Below are 16,217 nucleotides of genomic sequence, written 5' to 3' on the forward strand. Positions count from 1 at the left end.
TCCGGGGCGGACGGCGACCAAGACGTGGATCCCCGGGCCAAGCCCGGGGATGACGTTCCCGAGGACTGAAGCCGCCACCGGAAGCCCCCATGACTCTCTCCCGGATCGCCCCCTATCTCCAGGCGACGCCGCTCACGGCGATCCTTGCGGCGTTTCTCGTGCTGCCCATCGCCACCATCGTGATGGTGAGCTTCTGGGACTACGACTCGATCCAGATCTTCCCGGCCTTCGTCTTCACCAATTACGAGGAATCGCTCACCTCGCCGGTGACGTGGAGTACCTATCTCAACACGCTGAAATACACCGTCATCGTCTGGGCGGTGACGCTGGTGATCGGCTTCTGGGTCGCCTACTACCTCGCCTTCCACATCCGCTCGGCGACGATGCAGATGGTGCTGTTCCTGGTCTGCACCATCCCGTTCCTGACCTCGAACATCATCCGCATGATCTCGTGGATTCCGTTCCTCGGCCGCAACGGGCTGCTCAACCAGACGCTGATGCATCTCGGGATCATCGACCAGCCGCTGGAGTTCCTGCTGTTCTCGGACTTCGCGGTGGTGCTCGCCATGGTGCACCTCTACACGCTGTTCATGGTGACGCCGATCTTCAACACGCTGATGCGCATCGACCGCGCGCTGATCGAGGCGGCGCGGGACGCGGGCGCCAATGGCCTGCAGATCCTTACCAATGTCATCATTCCGCTGGCCAAGCCCGGCATCGCCATCGGCTCGATCTTCGTGGTGACGCTGGTGATGGGCGACTTCATCACCGTGCGCTTCATGTCCGGCGGGCAATCGGCCTCGGTTGGGCTGATGATGGCGAACCAGATCGCGCTGCTGCAATACCCGGCGGCGGCGGCGAATGCCGTGATCCTGCTGGTGCTCGTGCTGCTGATGGTCGGCGCCATCCTGCGCATCGTCAACATCCGCAAGGAGCTGTGAGATGGCCGGCATCTGTATTGACCGCCGTCATCCCGGCCGCAGGCGAAGCCGCAGAGCCGGGATCGCTCCCGTGATCGGGCGCGCGATCCCGGATACGGCCTGTCGGCCGTTCCGGGATGACGATGATGGGGTGGCGGGCCTGTCGAGCGGGAGAGGGCGATCATGAACTCCGAGCGTCGCGGCCCCGGCTTCTATGTGCTCACCGCCTTCTTCGTGCTGTTCGTGCTGTTCCTCTACGGCCCGATGACGACGATCTTCATCCTGTCCTTCCAGGGGCCGAATGGCGGGCTCACCTTCCCGATGAATGGCGTCTCGCTGCGCTGGTTCGAGAATCTGCTGTTCGAGCAGCAGGCGGTGGGCGATTTCGGCGGGGCCTTCGCGCGCTCGCTGATGCTGGGCGTGATGACCATGCTGACCACGGTGGTGGTCTCGCTGCTTGCGGGCCTCGCCTTCCGCCGGCGCTTCCTCGGCTCCGGCCCGCTGTTCTACCTGACCATCGCCAGCCTGATCGTGCCCTCGATCCTGATCTCGCTCGGCATCGGCCTCGCCTTCAATGTGTTCGGGCTGGAGACCGCCTGGTACTCGTCCGGCTTCGGCGCGCACCTCACCTGGACGCTGCCCTTCGGCCTGCTGATCATGTTCGCGGTCTTCAACCGCTTCAACCCGGCCTATGAGGAGGCCGCGCGCGATCTGGGCGCCACGCCCTGGCAGACCTTCGCCCATGTGGTGCTGCCGATCATCCTGCCGAGCCTCGTCGGCGTCGGCCTGTTCGGCTTCACCCTGTCCTATGACGAGTTCGCCCGCTCGCTGATGACGGCCGGCACCTTCAACACGCTGCCGCTCGAAATCTACGGCATGACCACCAATGTCACGACGCCCGTGCTCTACGCGCTCGGCACGGTGACGACGGTCTTCTCCATGGCGGTGATCCTGATCGCGCTCGCCGTCATCGCCGTGCTGCGCAAGCGCCGGGCCCGCCGCCTCGCCGGCTGAACCGTACGCGCGCCTGCTGTGTGTCGGTAGGGAACCGGATGGTTCCCTCTCCGGTTGGTGTCCAAAATAGCCCCGGACGGTGAGAGCCGATCCGAAGGGCGGACCCCTGGGAGGACCACCATGAACATCTGCACCAGCGACCGGAGCATCTGCGACCTCTTGAAGGAAGTGGCCAAGGACGACCGCAAGCACGCGCTGACCATCAAGCTGCGCAGCGGCGAGCTGATCACCGCCTACGGCCCCATCGAGGTCGCCGACCGCTTCATGCTCTGCCGGCTGCATGACGGCAATTATCAGGGCAGCCAGCTCATCTCGCTCGACACGGTCGAATTCATCCGCTGAAGGCGCGCTCGCCTGGCCTCGGCCGTGCTCAGGCGATGCTGCGCGCCGCCTTGCGAAGCTCATGCGTCGCGCTCTCGACCTGCTGCGTCGAGTTGGCGATGGCGCTCATATTGCGGGTGATGGTGGCGACGCCCTCGGCGGCGATCTGCATGCTGTGCGACATGTCGCGTGCCACCGCCGACTGCTCTTCCACCGCGCCGGCAATGCCGGTCGAGATTTCGTTGATGTCGCCGATGCGCCGGGCGATGGCCGCGAGCGCGGTCACCGTCTCCTGCGTGCAGCGCTGCACCGCCGCGATCTGGGTGGTGATCTCGCCGGTCGCCTGCGCGGTCTGGCTGGCGAGGTCCTTCACCTCGGTCGCGACCACGCTGAAGCCGCGCCCCGCCTCGCCCGCGCGCGCGGCCTCGATGGTGGCGTTGAGCGCGAGAAGGTTGGTCTGGGCGGCGATCCGGTTGATCAGGTCGATGATATGGCCGATGCGCTGGGCGGCGTCGGCAAGGCCGGCCACCACCGCATTGGTGCGCTCGCCTTCGGTCACCGCGTCGCGGGAGATGTCGAGCGCGATGTTCACCTGACGGCTGATTTCCTCCACCGACGCGGAAAGCTCCTCGGCGCCCGAGGCAACCGCATTGACGCTGGTGGAGGTCTGGCTGGTCGCGTCCACCGCGCTCGCGGCCTGCCGTGTGGTGTCGCTGATCTCGCGCGAAATGCTCTCGATATCGGCGCTGATCGTGGTTTGCGCGCTCTCGCGCCGGCGCCGCTCCAGCACCTGGGTGGTGGTGTCGGTGGCGAACTTCACCACCTTGGTGAGCCGGCAGGCCGGATCATAGACCGGGTTGTAGGAGGCCTGGATCCAGACCTCGCGCCCGCCCTTGCCCATGCGGCGGAACTCGCCCGCCTGGAACTCGCCGCGGCCGAGCTTCGCCCAGAACTGGCGGTAGGCTTGGCTCTCCCGCTCCTCGGGCGCGACAAACATGGCGTGGTGGCGCCCGCGGATCTCGTCCAGCGTATAACCGACGGCGGCGAGGAAATTGGCGTTCGCCGTCAGCACATGGCCATCCGGCGTGAATTCGATGATCGCCTGCGACTTGCCGACCGCCTGAAGCAGGCTGCCATATTCGGCCTGGATGAGCTTCTGCTGCGTCACATCGGTGGCGAACTTCACCACCTTGACCACCTTGCCACCGACGACGATCGGGTTGTAGGTCGCCTGGATGAAAATCGGCCGTCCGTCCTTGGCCACGCGCTGGAACTCGGCCGATTTGTGGTGGCCGGCCCGCAATTCGTCCCAGAACTGCCGGTACTCCGCGCTCGCGGCCTCATGGGGCTGGACGAACCGCGCATGCGGCTGATCCACGATCTCGTCGAGCGCGTAGCCCATCACCGAGAGAAAATTGGCATTGGCGTGGAGGACGCGGCCGTCCGGCGTGAATTCGATGATGGCGAGCGAGCGGTCGAGAGCATCGAGCGTATGCTGGGCGTCGCGACGGGAAAACAGGCGCATGCAGGAATCTCCACCCGCCGTCTACGCGCGGCAGATGGTGATGGCGTAGGAAGGCAGGCTTGCGTCGGGATGGTGTGTCGAACGCGACAGGTCCTTGCTGCGTCATCCCGGTTCGAGCCCGGCGGCCGACTGTCTGGGCCTCGACGCGTTGGCCGGGTTTCGAGGTGCGCACGGTCGAGCCGGGGTGGAACGGAAATGGCGAGATGCCGACATCGACCGGCCGACATGCGACGCAGGCGGCACGCGCGACATCGATCTTCCGCTACGCCACTTGTGATTGTTCTCCGTCGCCCGGCAAGGGCAGAGTTCTACCGCTGCGGGTCTTCCAGCAAGGCCGGGCGATCTTGTTGCTGATGAGGTGCACGATGCGCGCGATTCCCCTCCTGTCCACCGCGGCCGGTCTGGCTCTTGCGGCGAGCCTTGTCCCGCTGGCCCCCGCCGCCGCGCAGTCCCGCCCGGATTCGCTGCGCCTCACCTGCGCCGCCACGAGCGCGCTGGTGCGCCAGCAGGGCGCCGTGGTCATCGGCACCGGCCCCAACATCTATGACCGCTATGTGAGCAACCAGAGCTACTGCGCGGCCGACCAGACCACCGCCCCCGCCTGGCTGCAGACCGCCGACCAGAACCAGTGCTTCATCGGCTACCACTGCCGCGAGCGCCTGCTCCGCGAGCGGTGAGGGTGCGCGGCTCAGCGAGGCGCGCCCGGTTCGGAACCTAGGCGGGCTCCAGCACCCCGTCGGGTACCTGACCAAAGGAGGCGATCAGCACCGGCGGATCGGCATCGCCGCTCTCGGGCTCGACATCGGTCGAGAACGCAATGGCGCCAAGCTTCACGAGGCTCATGCGCTCGGCGATGCGCGCCGCATCGGCGGCATTGCGCACCTCCATCGGCAGGCCCGCCTTTATCGCCCCGCGCTTGCCGGCCACGAAGGGCTGGACGACATAGAAGGTCTTCTTGGGCATGGCCGACTCCTGAGTTGCGGCACTCTGGCGTCAGTCGAGTGAACAAAGCAAGAACCATCGACGTCGCATCGCGGGAATTCGCGCTCGCGGCGACGGGGGAAGGGCCATCGGCACAGGAAGGCCAACGCCCCGCGGCACCCGCGCCCAATGTATGTTGCCATGGATCTCAGCGTGCCCGTCGATCAAACGCCGGGTCGCGGCATGCCCATCACCGTGGCGATCAACGTCATCACGCCATGGTGGCCGGGCCGTGCCGTGGAGATGGGAGTCGGTCGACCGAATTCGGTCGCTGCTGTCACTGAAACTGTCACAGGGACCAACGCCTGCCGCCGCAACCCCTTGGGGCGGCTGGTGCTGCGAGAGAGGATTGAACTCTCGACCTCTCCCTTACCAAGGGAGTGCTCTACCACTGAGCTACCGCAGCATCGGTGCGTGGCGGGTGTGCCGCCGAAGCGCGGGGACGTTTGCCACAGTGTGCCGGCCGGCGCAAGCGTCGCGGCGGGGATTCCCCAAGCTTGACACAAGGCCGGACGCGCCGCCCCGGTCCGCGCGCTCGTCGACGCGACCCGCAGGGGCCGGCGCAGGGGCCGGCGCCGGGGCGGGCAGGGTGCGACAGGCGCGGTCCTGCTGCCGCCCGACAACATCCCTCGCCAAGCCCCACACCGCGCCCGCTGTCACGCCCCGTGCCAAGCGCCCGCCAAACTCCGGCCCAGCCGCGCGCCGTCGGGTCATGGCCGATTCGGTGGGAGAGGCGTCGCGAGGCGAGGGGGCCCTTGGCCGCCTCCGCTCCCCATCGCCACTGGCCCGCCCGGCCGTGCCGGCGCGGCGGGCGGAGGAAAGCCTTTTCTCCCGCAGCGGGCGGCGCTAAGGCAGAAGCCCCGACTGCGACGCGATGAGGGACGCGACCACGATGAGCCCGCCGGATGATGCCGAGCGCGCGGCGCGCCTTGCGGCGGCGCTGCGGGAAAATCTCAAGCGCCGCAAGGCGCAGTCGAAAGGGCGGGCAGCCTCGCCCGGCGCCGACGCCGCGCCGGGCGAGGGGGCGGCGGAGCCGGTCCTCGCGGGTGAGGGCGAGGCGCCGCCCTCGGCTACCGCTGTTTCTCCCGCCAAGATCGGCGGCTGAAACCGGCGGCTGATGCCGCGCGTTGTGTGGCCTCGCCACTCGCGCTAGACCCTTTGGGAAATGTAGCCGGCGTCGGCGTCACGAATCGGCCTCATCGGCCGGCCATGTCGCCCGGACCGTCGCCAACGCGGCCCGCAGGACGGGCGCGCCGTCCTTCCGGGCGCTAAGGAGAACTGACCTTCATGGACCGCATCCGCATCGTCGGCGGCAACCCGCTCAACGGCACCATCCCGATCTCCGGCGCCAAGAACGCCGCTTTGCCGCTGATGATCGCCGGCCTGCTCACCGACGAGAAGCTGGTGCTGGAGAATGTGCCGCGCCTCGCCGATGTCGCGCTGCTCCAGCGCATCCTCGGCAATCACGGCATCGACATCACGGTGAACGGCAAGCGGCGCGGCGATGATGCCTATGCCGGCCAGACCATGGAGATCGACGCCCGCGTCATCGTCGACACCACCGCGCCCTATGAGCTGGTCTCGAAAATGCGCGCGAGCTTCTGGGTCATCGGCCCGCTGCTGGCGCGCATGGGCCAGGCCAAGGTCTCGCTGCCCGGCGGCTGCGCCATCGGCACGCGCCCGGTCGATTTCCACCTCGACGCGCTGCGCGCGCTGGGCGCCGAGATTGAGATCGACGCGGGCTATGTGCTCGCCCGCGCCCCCAAGGGGCTGAAGGGCGCGCGCATCGACTTCCCGAAGGTCTCGGTCGGCGCCACCCATACGGCGCTCATGGCGGCGAGCCTCGCCGATGGCGAGACCATTATCGAGAACGCCGCGCGCGAGCCGGAAATCGTCGATGTCGCCGACTGCATCAACGCCATGGGCGGGCGCATCGAGGGGCAGGGCACCTCGACCATCCGCATTATCGGCGTGCCGCGCCTCAAGGGCGCGCGCCATTCCGTGCTGCCGGACCGCATCGAGACCGGCACCTATGCCATGGCGGTGGCGATGACCGGCGGCGACGTGCTGCTCGCCGGCGCCCGCGCGGACCTTCTGGAATCGGCGCTCGACACGCTGCGCCAGGCCGGTGCCGAGGTGACGGTGTCGAATGAGGGGCTGCGGGTGAAGCGCAACGGCGCGGGGATTTCCCCGGTCGAGGTGTCGACCGCGCCCTATCCGGGCTTCCCGACCGACCTTCAGGCGCAGCTCATGGCGCTGACGACGCGGGCGCGCGGCACCTCGAAGATCACCGAGACGATCTTCGAGAACCGCTTCATGCATGTGCAGGAGCTCGCCCGCCTCGGCGCGCGCATCCATCTCGACGGCGAGACCGCCACCATCGAGGGCGTGGAGAAGCTCACCGGCGCGCCGGTGATGGCGACGGATCTGCGCGCCTCGGTGTCGCTGGTCATCGGCGCGCTGGCGGCCGAGGGCGAGAGCATGATCCACCGCGTCTACCACCTCGACCGCGGTTTCGAGCGGCTGGAGGAAAAGCTCTCCACCTGCGGCGCGCAGATCGAGCGCATCGCCGGCTGAGGCCGGTGGGGGGCCCGGCGCCCCGCTTGTGCCGGAAGGCTCCCAACACGAGCACGGTCATCCCCGGACCTGACCCGGGGATCCACGACGTAGCTGGGCGGATAGGTCGGCTGAGCGTATGGCGCTTCGCGAGTCTCTCCTGGGCCCCGGATCATCATTGCGCTGCGCGCAACTCGTCCGGGGAACGGATGAGGGCGGTGGCACGAGGTAGGCCCTCGTCGCGCGCGCCCGCCCGCTCGTGTCCCGGCCCAGCGACGGCGAAGCCGGAGCGCCGAGCCGGGACCCAGCGCCGGACTCTTTGGCAACCCCCGATACCCTTCCCAACCCATAGACCGTCATCCCCGGGCCTGACCCGGGGATCCACGCCTTCCCTCCCGCCCTCGTGTCCAAAAGTCGTGGATGGCCGGGCCAAGCCCGGCCATGACGGCGTGACACTGGCGGACTCCCCACTCCCGCACTCCTCACTCCCTCCGCCCCAAGCCCTCCGCCCCAACACACCCTCCCACCCCTTGCCAGCCGGCGCTTCCAACGCCATCTGCCGCTCACAGGTTGCGGCGCGGGACGCCGCGTGTGATGGCGGGGACGCGGCTTGCGGGCGCGCTCCGACCGACGTGGCGGAGACGAAGATCATGGCCGGACTGAAACTGATCGCGCTGGACGCGGAAGACCTTGCCGTTCTCTCGGTGCATATGCAGGACGCGGTGGTGAGCATCGGCGAGATGACCTATCTGCCGAAGGAGCGCCGCTTCGTCATGCTCGCCAATCGCTTCGACTGGGAGAAGGCCATCCAGGCCGAGGCGATGGCCGATCCCGAGGCGCCCCTCGGCGTCGCGGCGCGGGCGGCGCCCTGCGTGCGGCGCCGCTCCGGGCTGCGCGTCGAACGGGTGCTGGCGGCGCGGCTGCGCGGCATCGACCTGAAGAACAAGCAGGCCGTGCTCAACCTTCTCGCCATGAAGTTCGAGGAAAACGCGGCGCCCTCCGGCACGGTGAGCTTCCTGTTCTCCGGCGGCGGCGAGGTGCAGCTCGATGTCGAGTGCATGGAAGCCGGCCTTGAGGATCTCGGGCCCGCCTGGGACGCCGCCGGCACCCCCTGCCACGACGTCGAGTGAGGGGACGTGGAATGAGGCCCGCGCCCGGCGGGTCGGGACGCCCTCCCCGGGGCCTTGGCGCGACGCCGCGCGAACCCGCTGAGGCGTCTGCGCGCAATCGTCCCTCGCAGGCCCCTTGTCTTATGACGGCGCGGTTGCGATAGGACGGGCTGGCCCGCATGCGTGCCCGCCTCATGGCAGGTGCCGCGCCGGGTCGCGCTTCCGTTGATCGCGTCCCGCAGGTGCCGTCATGCCGCTTCGCCTCTCCACCGCCGCCCCGGATTTCGCCGAGCGCTTCCAGGCCTTTCTCGGCACCAAGCGGGAGGTGTCGCAGGATGTCGCCGACGCGGTGGCCCGCATCATCAACGAGGTGCGCGCGCGCGGCGACGCGGCGCTGATCGATTTTTCCCGCCAGTTCGACCGGGTGGACCTCGCCACAATCGGCATCCGCGTGACGGAAGCCGAGATCGACGCGGCGGTGGCGGCGGCCGATCCGGCGACGCGCGAGGCGCTGGCTTTCGCCCATGAGCGCATCCGCTCCCACCATGCCCGCCAGTTGCCCGCCAGCGGGCGCTATGTCGATGCCGCCGGTGTCGAGCTCGGCCATCGCTGGACAGCGGTGGACGCGGTCGGCCTCTATGTGCCCGGCGGCACGGCGGCCTATCCGTCCTCCGTGCTCATGAACGCCGTGCCGGCCAAGGTCGCGGGTGTGGAGCGCCTCGCCATGGTGGTGCCCTCGCCCGATGGGCAGCTCAACCCGCTGGTGCTGGCCGCCGCGCGGCTCGCCGGCGTCGATGAGGTGTACCGCGTCGGCGGGGCGCAGGCGGTGGCCGCGCTCGCCTATGGCACGCAAACCATCGCCCCCGTCGCCAAGATCGTCGGACCGGGCAATGCCTATGTCGCCGCCGCCAAGCGCCATGTCTTCGGCACGGTCGGCATCGACATGGTGGCCGGCCCTTCCGAGGTGCTGGTGATCGCCGATGGCCATCAGAACCCCGACTGGATCGCCGCCGATCTGCTCGCGCAGGCCGAGCACGACACCGCCGCGCAGTCGATCCTGATGACGGATGATGCCGCGCTCGCCGACGCCGTCATCGCCGCCGTGGAGCGCCAGCTCGCCACCCTGCCGCGCCGCGACATTGCCAGTGCGAGCTGGGCCGATTACGGCGCGGTGATCCTGCTGCGGAGCCTCGATGAAGCGCCCGCGCTTTCCGACCGCATCGCCCCCGAGCATCTGGAAATCATGGCGGCGGATGCCGAGGCACTGGTCGAGCGTATCCGCCATGCCGGCGCGATCTTCATCGGAGCGCATACGCCGGAGGCCATTGGCGACTATGTCGGCGGCTCCAACCATGTGCTGCCCACCGCGCGCTCGGCCCGCTTCTCCTCGGGCCTCAACGTGCTCGACTTCATGAAGCGCACCTCGATCCTCAAATGCGGGCGGGAGCAGCTGCGCGCGCTCGGCCCGGCCGCCATCGCGCTCGGTGAGGCGGAGGGGCTCGGCGCCCATGCCCGCTCCGTCGCGATCCGGCTGAACCTCTGACGGAGGGGCCATGGCGGACGGCGACGATCCGGTCGGCGACGACCCCACGATTGACGATCCTCACGCCGCCACCCGCCGCCTCGCGGCGGTGACGCTCGATCCCGCGTCGATCGGGCGGGCCAATCGCGACGTCGAGCATGAGCGCGCCGTCGCCATTTACGACCTGCTGGAAGAAAACAGCTTCGCCCCGCTGGGCGATGACGCGCCCGGCCCCTATGGCCTTGCCATCTCGCTGGTCGAGGGGCGGCTGGTGCTCGACATCACCCGCACGGATGGCGCGCCCGTGGTGCAGCACCATCTCTCGCTCTCGCCGCTGCGCAAGGTGGTGCGCGACTATTTCCTGGTCTGCGAAAGCTATTACTCCGCCATCCGCACCTCCAGCCCCTCGCAGATCGAGGCGATCGACATGGGCCGGCGCGGTTTGCACAATGAAGGCTCGGAGGTGCTGCGCGAGCGGCTAAAGGACAAGATCGCGCTCGATTTCGGCACCGCCCGGCGTCTGTTCACGCTGGTCTGCGCCCTGCACTGGAGGGGGTGAGGGTGGACGCCCCCCGCGCGCCGCTTGCCGACCTCATGGCCGACCCTTTTGCGGGGCCCACGCGCCGCGAGCGTCCGCAATCGGTGCTGTTCATGTGCGGGCAGAATGTGGTGCGCTCGCCCATGGCGGCGGTGCTCGCCCGCCATCTGTTCGGGCGCTCGCTCTATGTCGGCTCGGCCGGCGTCATCCGGGGCGAGGTTGATCCCTTCGTGCAGGCGGCCATCGACGAGATCGGCCTCGACCTCAGCCGCCACCGGCCGCAGACGCTGGAGGAGCTGGAGGAGAATGAGGGCCTCGCCTTCGACCTCGTCATCACCCTCTCGCCCGACGCCCATCACCGCGCGCTGGAGCTGACCCGCACCAACGCCATCGACGTGGAATACTGGCCGACGCCCGACCCCTCGCTGGAGAGCGGCAATCGCGAGCAGCGCATGGACGCCTACCGCACCGTGCGCGACGAGCTGGAGACGCGGATCAAGCGACGCTTCCGCCCCTGAACCTTGGTCACACTGGCCTGACTGGTCACCTCATCGGCCTGACTGTTCACCTGACTGCACCAATAAGCCGTTCAATTTTGACCCGGATTGCACTAGCGTGCGGCCCGACACGACCGCCCGATCATCCGGCGGAATCAGGAGTTTCCTTGCGTGAATGCCCGTCCCCGCCTGGTGCTGGCCTCCGGCTCGCCGCGTCGCCTGGCGCTGCTGGCCCAAGCCGGAATCGAACCCGAAGCCCTTCTCCCGGCCGATATTGACGAAACGCCCGAGCGCGGGGAGCTGCCCCGGCGTCTCGCGCAACGCCTTGCGCAACAAAAGCTTTTAGCCGCGGACGCCCGGCGCAAGATCACTGGGGAGTATGATGGCACCTATTTGCTCGCCGCCGATACGGTGGTGGCGGTGGGCCGGCGCATCCTTCCCAAGCCCGAGACCAGCGACGAGGCGGCGGACTGCCTGCGCCTGCTCTCCGGCCGCGCCCATCGGGTCTATACCGGCATCGCGCTGATGACCCCGAAGGGCGGCGTGCGCGCCCGTCTGGTCGAAACCCGCGTGCGTTTCAAGCGTTTGTCCCGCGAGGAACTCGACGCCTACATCGCCTCGCGCGAATGGCAGGGCAAGGCGGGAGGCTATGCGATTCAAGGACTTGCGGGCACATTCGTGATCAAGCTGGTCGGCTCCTACACCAATGTGGTCGGCCTGCCGCTGGCTGAGACCGTCGCCCTGCTGGCGGGCGAGCGCTACCCGGTATTGCAGCGCTGGGGGCATCCGGCGTGAGGGATGAGATCCGCCATGGCCGATGACGCGCCCAACCCGCTCGCCGGCAAGCCGTGCCCGATCTGCGGCAAGGCCATGGTAGAAAAATACCGCCCGTTCTGCTCCAGTCGCTGCGCCGATCTCGACCTCCACCGCTGGCTCACCGGCAGCTACGCCATCCCCCTCACCGAGAATGACGACGAGGACGGCGAGGAGCCGTCCCTCGCCCCCGCGACGCCGCGCGAGAGGTGAGGGCAGGGCCCGGCAGCGGGGCGCGAGAGGGGCGACGTGCCTCCGCGCTCAACGTCTTGTCTTTCCAACCGATTTCAGCGTGCCACGCACCGCCTGCGGCGATCACGGCGCGACGGGCGCTGGGCAGGCGCGGTTGTTGGAGGTTTTATGTTACCTTCACACAAGGGTTGGGGAAAAGCCGGCATTTTCCTGGCCCGGACATATGGACAGCCGGGGAACGAGACTCTATAACCCGCCCGCTCCGCACGGCCACGGCCGTTGCCGGCTACGCCCAGGTAGCTCAGTTGGTAGAGCATGCGACTGAAAATCGCAGTGTCGGCGGTTCGACTCCGTCCCTGGGCACCATCACTTCGGGAAAGTTGTTTTCCGACAAAGGTTTAACCTCATTTTTCGTCCCACTTTTAGCTGCCGTCGAAAGCGGTGGGACAATTCTGTTCGCTGCGAGGCGCTGTTGAGCGGCCTGCGCGAGCCGCCTCTGGCTCGCCGATCGTGTGTAACGGTCCACCTCCTTTGAGGTGCGATGACCAGTGAAGGCCATGATCTCGCGATCGCTGGCGCCATCCTCGGCGAGCTTGGCAGAGAAGTATTTGCGCAGGCCATGCGCCGAGCGACCCACCAGCTTCGCGTCCCTGCACCAGTCGCGAAACTTGTTGCCGAAGGCGGCGGTGGAGGCGAAGGGCCGCCCGAAATCGGTAACGAGGAAAGTCTCCCGGCCGGGAGGCTGGGCAGCGAGCACCGCGCCCAGTTCGTCGCTTATCGGCAGGGTGAGTGTCACCGGTTTGTGCCGGCGATTCTTCCACTGTGTGAAGGTGATGCTTCCGTCGTGGACCATGCCTGGCCCCAGCCGGTGGACATCTGAAATGCGCTGGCCGAACTCAAGGAAAAGCATGAGCGCGAGGCGCGCCATGGAGCCTTCCGGATGCGCCTCGCGGAACTTCGCAACGTCAGTTTCCGTCCATGCGGGAATGCCATCCGGCAGCACCTTGGGAAGATAGGGCACGTCCTTGGCAGGGTTGGAGTCGGCCAACTTGCGCGTGATCGCGAAAGCGAAAATTTGCCTGAGTGCCTTTACCATCGAATTTGCAGCGCCGGGGGTCGCAGCGCGCTTGTCGCGGAGCCCGAGGACATGGCGAGAGAGTAGGGATCGCGACGGAAGGTCCCCAAAGGTCTTCTTGCCGTTGGCCGTGGTCTCCTGACAGAGGCGTTCGAGGACGGAGCGGCGCACCCGCCGTGTCGTCTCATCCAATCCCTTGAACTCGGCGCTCGCAAAATAGCGCTCGCACAGCTGGCGGAGGGAACCGGAGAGGGCGGCGGTCTTCACCTGCCGCCCATCTGCCTTGCCGGGCGCACGGCCCGCCAAGGCATCGCTGTAGGCCGACCAGAACGCCGCCGTGCCGTATTCCTCGCGAATGCGGATCTTCGGCTTACCGGGCACGCGCACGTACCAGCGCACGTTGCCGTGTCTGTCCGTGTCGCGCGAGAGGTGGGGCGGGTTTGGTCGGGGCATCTTAGCCAATCGCCTCATCCCAAGGGTTGGTGTCTTCCATCGCCGTCTCCAGCGGGGGCAGCGGAGCGGACTCAGCCGGCGCGGACATGACGACGATCTTGCCGTCGAGGTCGATTTCAACCCGCGCCTGGACGCCGGCATTCTGCGCGCCCTTGAAGGCGCGCGTAACCTCGGCTGCCGTGAAGCGTGCGCGGATGCGTGCCATACCAACGCCCTCCTTCACACGCTGACGCCGTTGAGGCGCACGCGGATGTTCGCGGCATCGGCAGCGGCAGCGGCGAGGGCAACGCCGATGAGGCTATTGCCCGAGGCAGTGCCCGTCGCGGCCTTCGCCGTATCGTCCCAGTACACCTTGGCGCCAGCCGCCAGCGCGCCGCTGCCGGTCTTCGGCAAGTCGAACACGCCGCGTGTGGAGATCTCCACTGCCGCGCCGGCTGCAGCCGGGCCGATGGCCACGCCGAAGAGCGAGCCGACGAGGACGCCGGCGCCGGAGCCGAGCCCGCCGGCCGGCGCCGTCACGGGCACAATGTCGCCGGTCTGAATGAAGTTCTTCATGTCACAGCCCCTTGCTGGTGTTGAAGTAGACGACGCGGGGCCGTGCGGGTCCGGCGCCGAGGCGGGCGTCACAGGCGGCGCGGAGCCGTTCAAGCTCCGCGTCGAGGGCTTCGGGATTGGCGGCGGTGAAGCGCACGCGGCGCCTGGTGAGCGGCGAGGTGATTTCCACCTCCTCCTGCCGCTCGCCTGCGATTAGCCGCAGCTTGAAGGCGTACAGCGCCTCGTAGAGTGCGCACGGATCGTTCGTGTCGAGGCTCTGGCCGCCGAGAGTGATCGTGCTCATCACGCCCCCGGATTTTTTACGAGGCCACGGAAGTCGATCACGCCGCAGCCGAAGTCGAGCCCCGCCGCGACCTTCACGGCGCGGGTGTTGAAATCGATCTCGGTGCGGATCTGCGGGCCCTCGGCGCCGGCCACATAGCCGTAGACAATGCAGGGAGCCGAAGTCGGATCGGCGGCGATGTACCAGCCATTGCCGACGATGTTGGCATCTACGATGAGCTCCATCGTCCCCGCCCACGGGTTCACGTCCCCGCTCTTGGTGGCTGTGATGGCGGCCACCACTTGGCGGGCGCCGAGCTCCATGTCGGGTCCGACGATGAGGAAGCGCGGGGAGAGATTCAGCGCCAGCCCATCGAGGCTCTTCTGCTTGCGCAGCGCGCTCACGCTGGCATGGATCTGCGGCGCGCCGTTAATGGCCGAGCCAGTAACGAGGTTGCCATGGTCCGCGTGGAACAGGGCCTTGCTGTCCGACATCAGCGGTGCGCCGGTGAGCAGCGCATAGACCATACGGTTCTCGTCGGCAGCGGCGCCTATGGCGATCATCGAGGAGAAGTCGGCGACTGCCGATAGATCGTCATTTGCCATGGCGCGGTAGCCGATGCTGATGCCAGCATTGTATTCTTTTGCCGACACCTGCTCCCGGTTCTCGGAAATGGTGCCGTACTTCACCTCTCCGTTCTCGCCGATTTCCTTGAAACGCGGAAAGTCGCCCACCCGCAGGAAGTTGTGCGGCTTGAAGTCGTTGAAGCTGCGCCGCGCCGCCCACGCGCGATAGGTCGGCTCGGCCGCCTGGTAGTTCGCCAGCAGGCTTTTGTTCGCCGCGTCCGCCAGCAGGAGGGGGAAATCCCCCGTCGAATGGGCGCCGACAGCGCGCTCGATCAGGGCGTGCTGATCGTTCAGGTTCACGCGGTCGCCGCGCGCATGGGCGAGCGTGCCGACCATGTTCAGTGTGCGATAACCCACATACTCGCGGGCGCGGCCTTCCAGTTTGCACCGGCCGGGATTGATCCGGTGTGCGATGGCATCAGCCATGGCCGAACGGATCGCCACCGGGTCCGTGTGGTCATGCAGGATGGTGATCGTCGGCGGCGTCCCGCGTAGCGCCTGCAGCGGGGCACTGCGGGCCTGCATGGCGGCGAAGGCAGCGGCGCTGGCGGCCTCGGCCGTCGCGCCGGCATCGATCTGCCCATCGGTCCATGCCTGGTCGAGACCAGCGAGGGAGGCGATGGTGCGGATCTGCGCATTGACGGCGGCCCGTTCCGCGGACGCCGTGAGGTTGGGGGCCGCCGCGGCGGGCGGGGTGGACAGAGCCGGCGGGTTGGTCGGCTCGGTGGGGGCCGTCATGGTTACACCTCGTATGGTGGCCTGGCGGTCGGCGGGAATGGGGACGATGGACAGTTCGGCCGGGGTCCAGCGCATCGCGGTCTTCACGCGCTGTCCGCCTTCGGTCGTCTCGGTCCAATCGAATACGGTGTAGCCGACGGAGACACCCCTGAGGTGCCCGTCGAGAACATCCTGAATGATCGTCTCGACATCCGGCCGCCGGGACATCCTGATGATCGCGCGGGCCTCTCGGTTCCCGCCGACCGTCCATGCTTTGAGGACGGAGCCCAGCACGTCAGTCAGGATGCCCCGGCGGTGGCTGTTCAGGACGGGAGCGCCGATGAAGGGCGCCCAGTCCTGATTCAGTGAAAGCCGCTCGAGGAAGGGGCCGCGCGCGTCCTGGCGTTCGACCGTGGCGCCCGTCGAGAACACCACTTCAAAGGTGCGCTCGTCCGGGTTCCAGCTGGTCGCCGCCAGAGGAGCGCGGCGGGTGATGAATTCGACAGGCGCGTTCATGCGCGTTTCCTTCCACGCTTCGCCT

At 67.9% G+C, this 16,217-nt stretch carries 18 protein-coding genes, 2 tRNA genes and 1 pseudogene; 13 read left to right on the forward strand and 8 right to left on the reverse strand.

Features of this window, described 5'->3' with window-relative positions:
• The first annotated feature begins 89 nt into the window (after positions 1 to 89).
• From AncyloWKF20_RS20735 to AncyloWKF20_RS20745, 3 genes are all read left to right on the forward strand, one after another.
• The gene (locus tag AncyloWKF20_RS20735; RefSeq protein WP_279315831.1) at positions 90 to 941 is read left to right on the forward strand and encodes an ABC transporter permease; all 852 of its coding nucleotides are present in this window, start codon (positions 90 to 92) and stop codon (positions 939 to 941) included.
• Positions 942 to 1,103: 162 nt separating this feature from the next.
• On the forward strand, positions 1,104 to 1,934 hold the full coding sequence (locus tag AncyloWKF20_RS20740) for an ABC transporter permease (RefSeq protein WP_267583679.1): 831 nt from the start codon (positions 1,104 to 1,106) through the stop codon (positions 1,932 to 1,934).
• Positions 1,935 to 2,054: 120 nt separating this feature from the next.
• Positions 2,055 to 2,276 carry a hypothetical protein gene (locus tag AncyloWKF20_RS20745; RefSeq protein WP_279315832.1) on the forward strand — a complete coding sequence of 74 codons (222 nt, stop codon included), beginning with the start codon at positions 2,055 to 2,057 and terminating at the stop codon, positions 2,274 to 2,276.
• Between the two features lie 28 nt (positions 2,277 to 2,304).
• On the opposite strand, the gene AncyloWKF20_RS20750 is transcribed toward AncyloWKF20_RS20745, so the two are convergent.
• A complete protein-coding gene (locus tag AncyloWKF20_RS20750) occupies positions 2,305 to 3,780 on the reverse strand; it encodes a PAS domain-containing methyl-accepting chemotaxis protein (protein ID WP_279315833.1) in 1,476 nt (491 codons plus the stop codon).
• Positions 3,781 to 4,145: 365 nt separating this feature from the next.
• Here AncyloWKF20_RS20750 and AncyloWKF20_RS20755 point away from each other — a divergent pair, with 365 nt between their 5' ends.
• Positions 4,146 to 4,457 carry a hypothetical protein gene (locus AncyloWKF20_RS20755; RefSeq protein WP_279315834.1) on the forward strand — a complete coding sequence of 104 codons (312 nt, stop codon included), beginning with the start codon at positions 4,146 to 4,148 and terminating at the stop codon, positions 4,455 to 4,457.
• 37 nt (positions 4,458 to 4,494) lie between these two features.
• On the opposite strand, the gene AncyloWKF20_RS20760 is transcribed toward AncyloWKF20_RS20755, so the two are convergent.
• On the reverse strand, positions 4,495 to 4,743 hold the full coding sequence (locus AncyloWKF20_RS20760) for a hypothetical protein (RefSeq protein ID WP_267583675.1): 249 nt from the start codon (positions 4,741 to 4,743) through the stop codon (positions 4,495 to 4,497).
• A gap of 349 nt (positions 4,744 to 5,092) precedes the next feature.
• A tRNA-Thr gene (locus tag AncyloWKF20_RS20765) sits at positions 5,093 to 5,167 on the reverse strand.
• A gap of 486 nt (positions 5,168 to 5,653) precedes the next feature.
• On the opposite strand from AncyloWKF20_RS20765, the gene AncyloWKF20_RS20770 reads away from it, so the two are divergent.
• The 9 genes from AncyloWKF20_RS20770 (at position 5,654) to AncyloWKF20_RS20810 (ending at position 12,354) form a co-directional block, all read left to right on the forward strand.
• Complete coding sequence (locus AncyloWKF20_RS20770) at positions 5,654 to 5,866, forward strand: hypothetical protein (protein ID WP_279315835.1); 213 nt, start codon at positions 5,654 to 5,656, stop codon at positions 5,864 to 5,866.
• Positions 5,867 to 6,048: 182 nt separating this feature from the next.
• A complete protein-coding gene (gene murA / locus AncyloWKF20_RS20775) occupies positions 6,049 to 7,338 on the forward strand; it encodes a UDP-N-acetylglucosamine 1-carboxyvinyltransferase (RefSeq protein ID WP_279315836.1) in 1,290 nt (429 codons plus the stop codon).
• 629 nt (positions 7,339 to 7,967) lie between these two features.
• A complete protein-coding gene (locus tag AncyloWKF20_RS20780) occupies positions 7,968 to 8,447 on the forward strand; it encodes a DUF2948 family protein (protein WP_279315837.1) in 480 nt (159 codons plus the stop codon).
• 229 nt (positions 8,448 to 8,676) lie between these two features.
• The gene (hisD, locus tag AncyloWKF20_RS20785) at positions 8,677 to 9,969 is read left to right on the forward strand and encodes a histidinol dehydrogenase (RefSeq protein WP_279315838.1); all 1,293 of its coding nucleotides are present in this window, start codon (positions 8,677 to 8,679) and stop codon (positions 9,967 to 9,969) included.
• 10 nt (positions 9,970 to 9,979) lie between these two features.
• Complete coding sequence (locus AncyloWKF20_RS20790) at positions 9,980 to 10,507, forward strand: UPF0262 family protein (protein ID WP_279315839.1); 528 nt, start codon at positions 9,980 to 9,982, stop codon at positions 10,505 to 10,507.
• A gap of 35 nt (positions 10,508 to 10,542) precedes the next feature.
• Positions 10,543 to 11,004, forward strand: coding sequence for a low molecular weight phosphatase family protein (locus tag AncyloWKF20_RS20795; protein ID WP_279318044.1), 462 nt, complete (start codon positions 10,543 to 10,545; stop codon positions 11,002 to 11,004).
• Positions 11,005 to 11,154: 150 nt separating this feature from the next.
• Positions 11,155 to 11,778 (forward strand): Maf-like protein, encoded by a 624-nt coding sequence (locus AncyloWKF20_RS20800; protein WP_279315840.1) that lies wholly within the window; start codon positions 11,155 to 11,157, stop codon positions 11,776 to 11,778.
• Positions 11,779 to 11,793: 15 nt separating this feature from the next.
• Positions 11,794 to 12,009, forward strand: a complete 216-nt coding sequence (yacG, locus tag AncyloWKF20_RS20805; RefSeq protein WP_279315841.1) for a DNA gyrase inhibitor YacG — start codon at positions 11,794 to 11,796, stop codon at positions 12,007 to 12,009.
• A 269-nt stretch (positions 12,010 to 12,278) separates the two neighbouring features.
• Positions 12,279 to 12,354, forward strand: a tRNA-Phe gene (locus tag AncyloWKF20_RS20810).
• A gap of 190 nt (positions 12,355 to 12,544) precedes the next feature.
• On the opposite strand, the pseudogene AncyloWKF20_RS21370 reads toward AncyloWKF20_RS20810, so the two are convergent.
• From AncyloWKF20_RS21370 to AncyloWKF20_RS20835, 5 genes and pseudogenes are all read right to left on the reverse strand, one after another.
• A pseudogene (locus tag AncyloWKF20_RS21370) lies at positions 12,545 to 13,534 on the reverse strand (tyrosine-type recombinase/integrase); the annotation flags it as partial.
• Positions 13,518 to 13,721: a hypothetical protein gene (locus tag AncyloWKF20_RS20820; RefSeq protein ID WP_279315842.1), complete on the reverse strand. Its 204-nt coding sequence runs from the start codon at positions 13,719 to 13,721 to the stop codon at positions 13,518 to 13,520. The gene AncyloWKF20_RS20820 and the pseudogene AncyloWKF20_RS21370, both read right to left, overlap by 17 nt.
• A gap of 14 nt (positions 13,722 to 13,735) precedes the next feature.
• Positions 13,736 to 14,071 (reverse strand): DUF2190 family protein, encoded by a 336-nt coding sequence (locus AncyloWKF20_RS20825; protein WP_279315843.1) that lies wholly within the window; start codon positions 14,069 to 14,071, stop codon positions 13,736 to 13,738.
• Between the two features lies 1 nt (position 14,072).
• Positions 14,073 to 14,354 (reverse strand): hypothetical protein, encoded by a 282-nt coding sequence (locus AncyloWKF20_RS20830; protein ID WP_279315844.1) that lies wholly within the window; start codon positions 14,352 to 14,354, stop codon positions 14,073 to 14,075.
• Positions 14,354 to 16,192, reverse strand: a complete 1,839-nt coding sequence (locus tag AncyloWKF20_RS20835) for a prohead protease/major capsid protein fusion protein (RefSeq protein ID WP_279315845.1) — start codon at positions 16,190 to 16,192, stop codon at positions 14,354 to 14,356. Before AncyloWKF20_RS20835 ends, AncyloWKF20_RS20830 begins: the two co-directional genes overlap by 1 nt.
• Between the last annotated feature and the right edge of the window lie 25 nt (positions 16,193 to 16,217).

Source organism: Ancylobacter sp. WKF20, assembly GCF_029760895.1.
GTDB lineage: Bacteria > Pseudomonadota > Alphaproteobacteria > Rhizobiales > Xanthobacteraceae > Ancylobacter.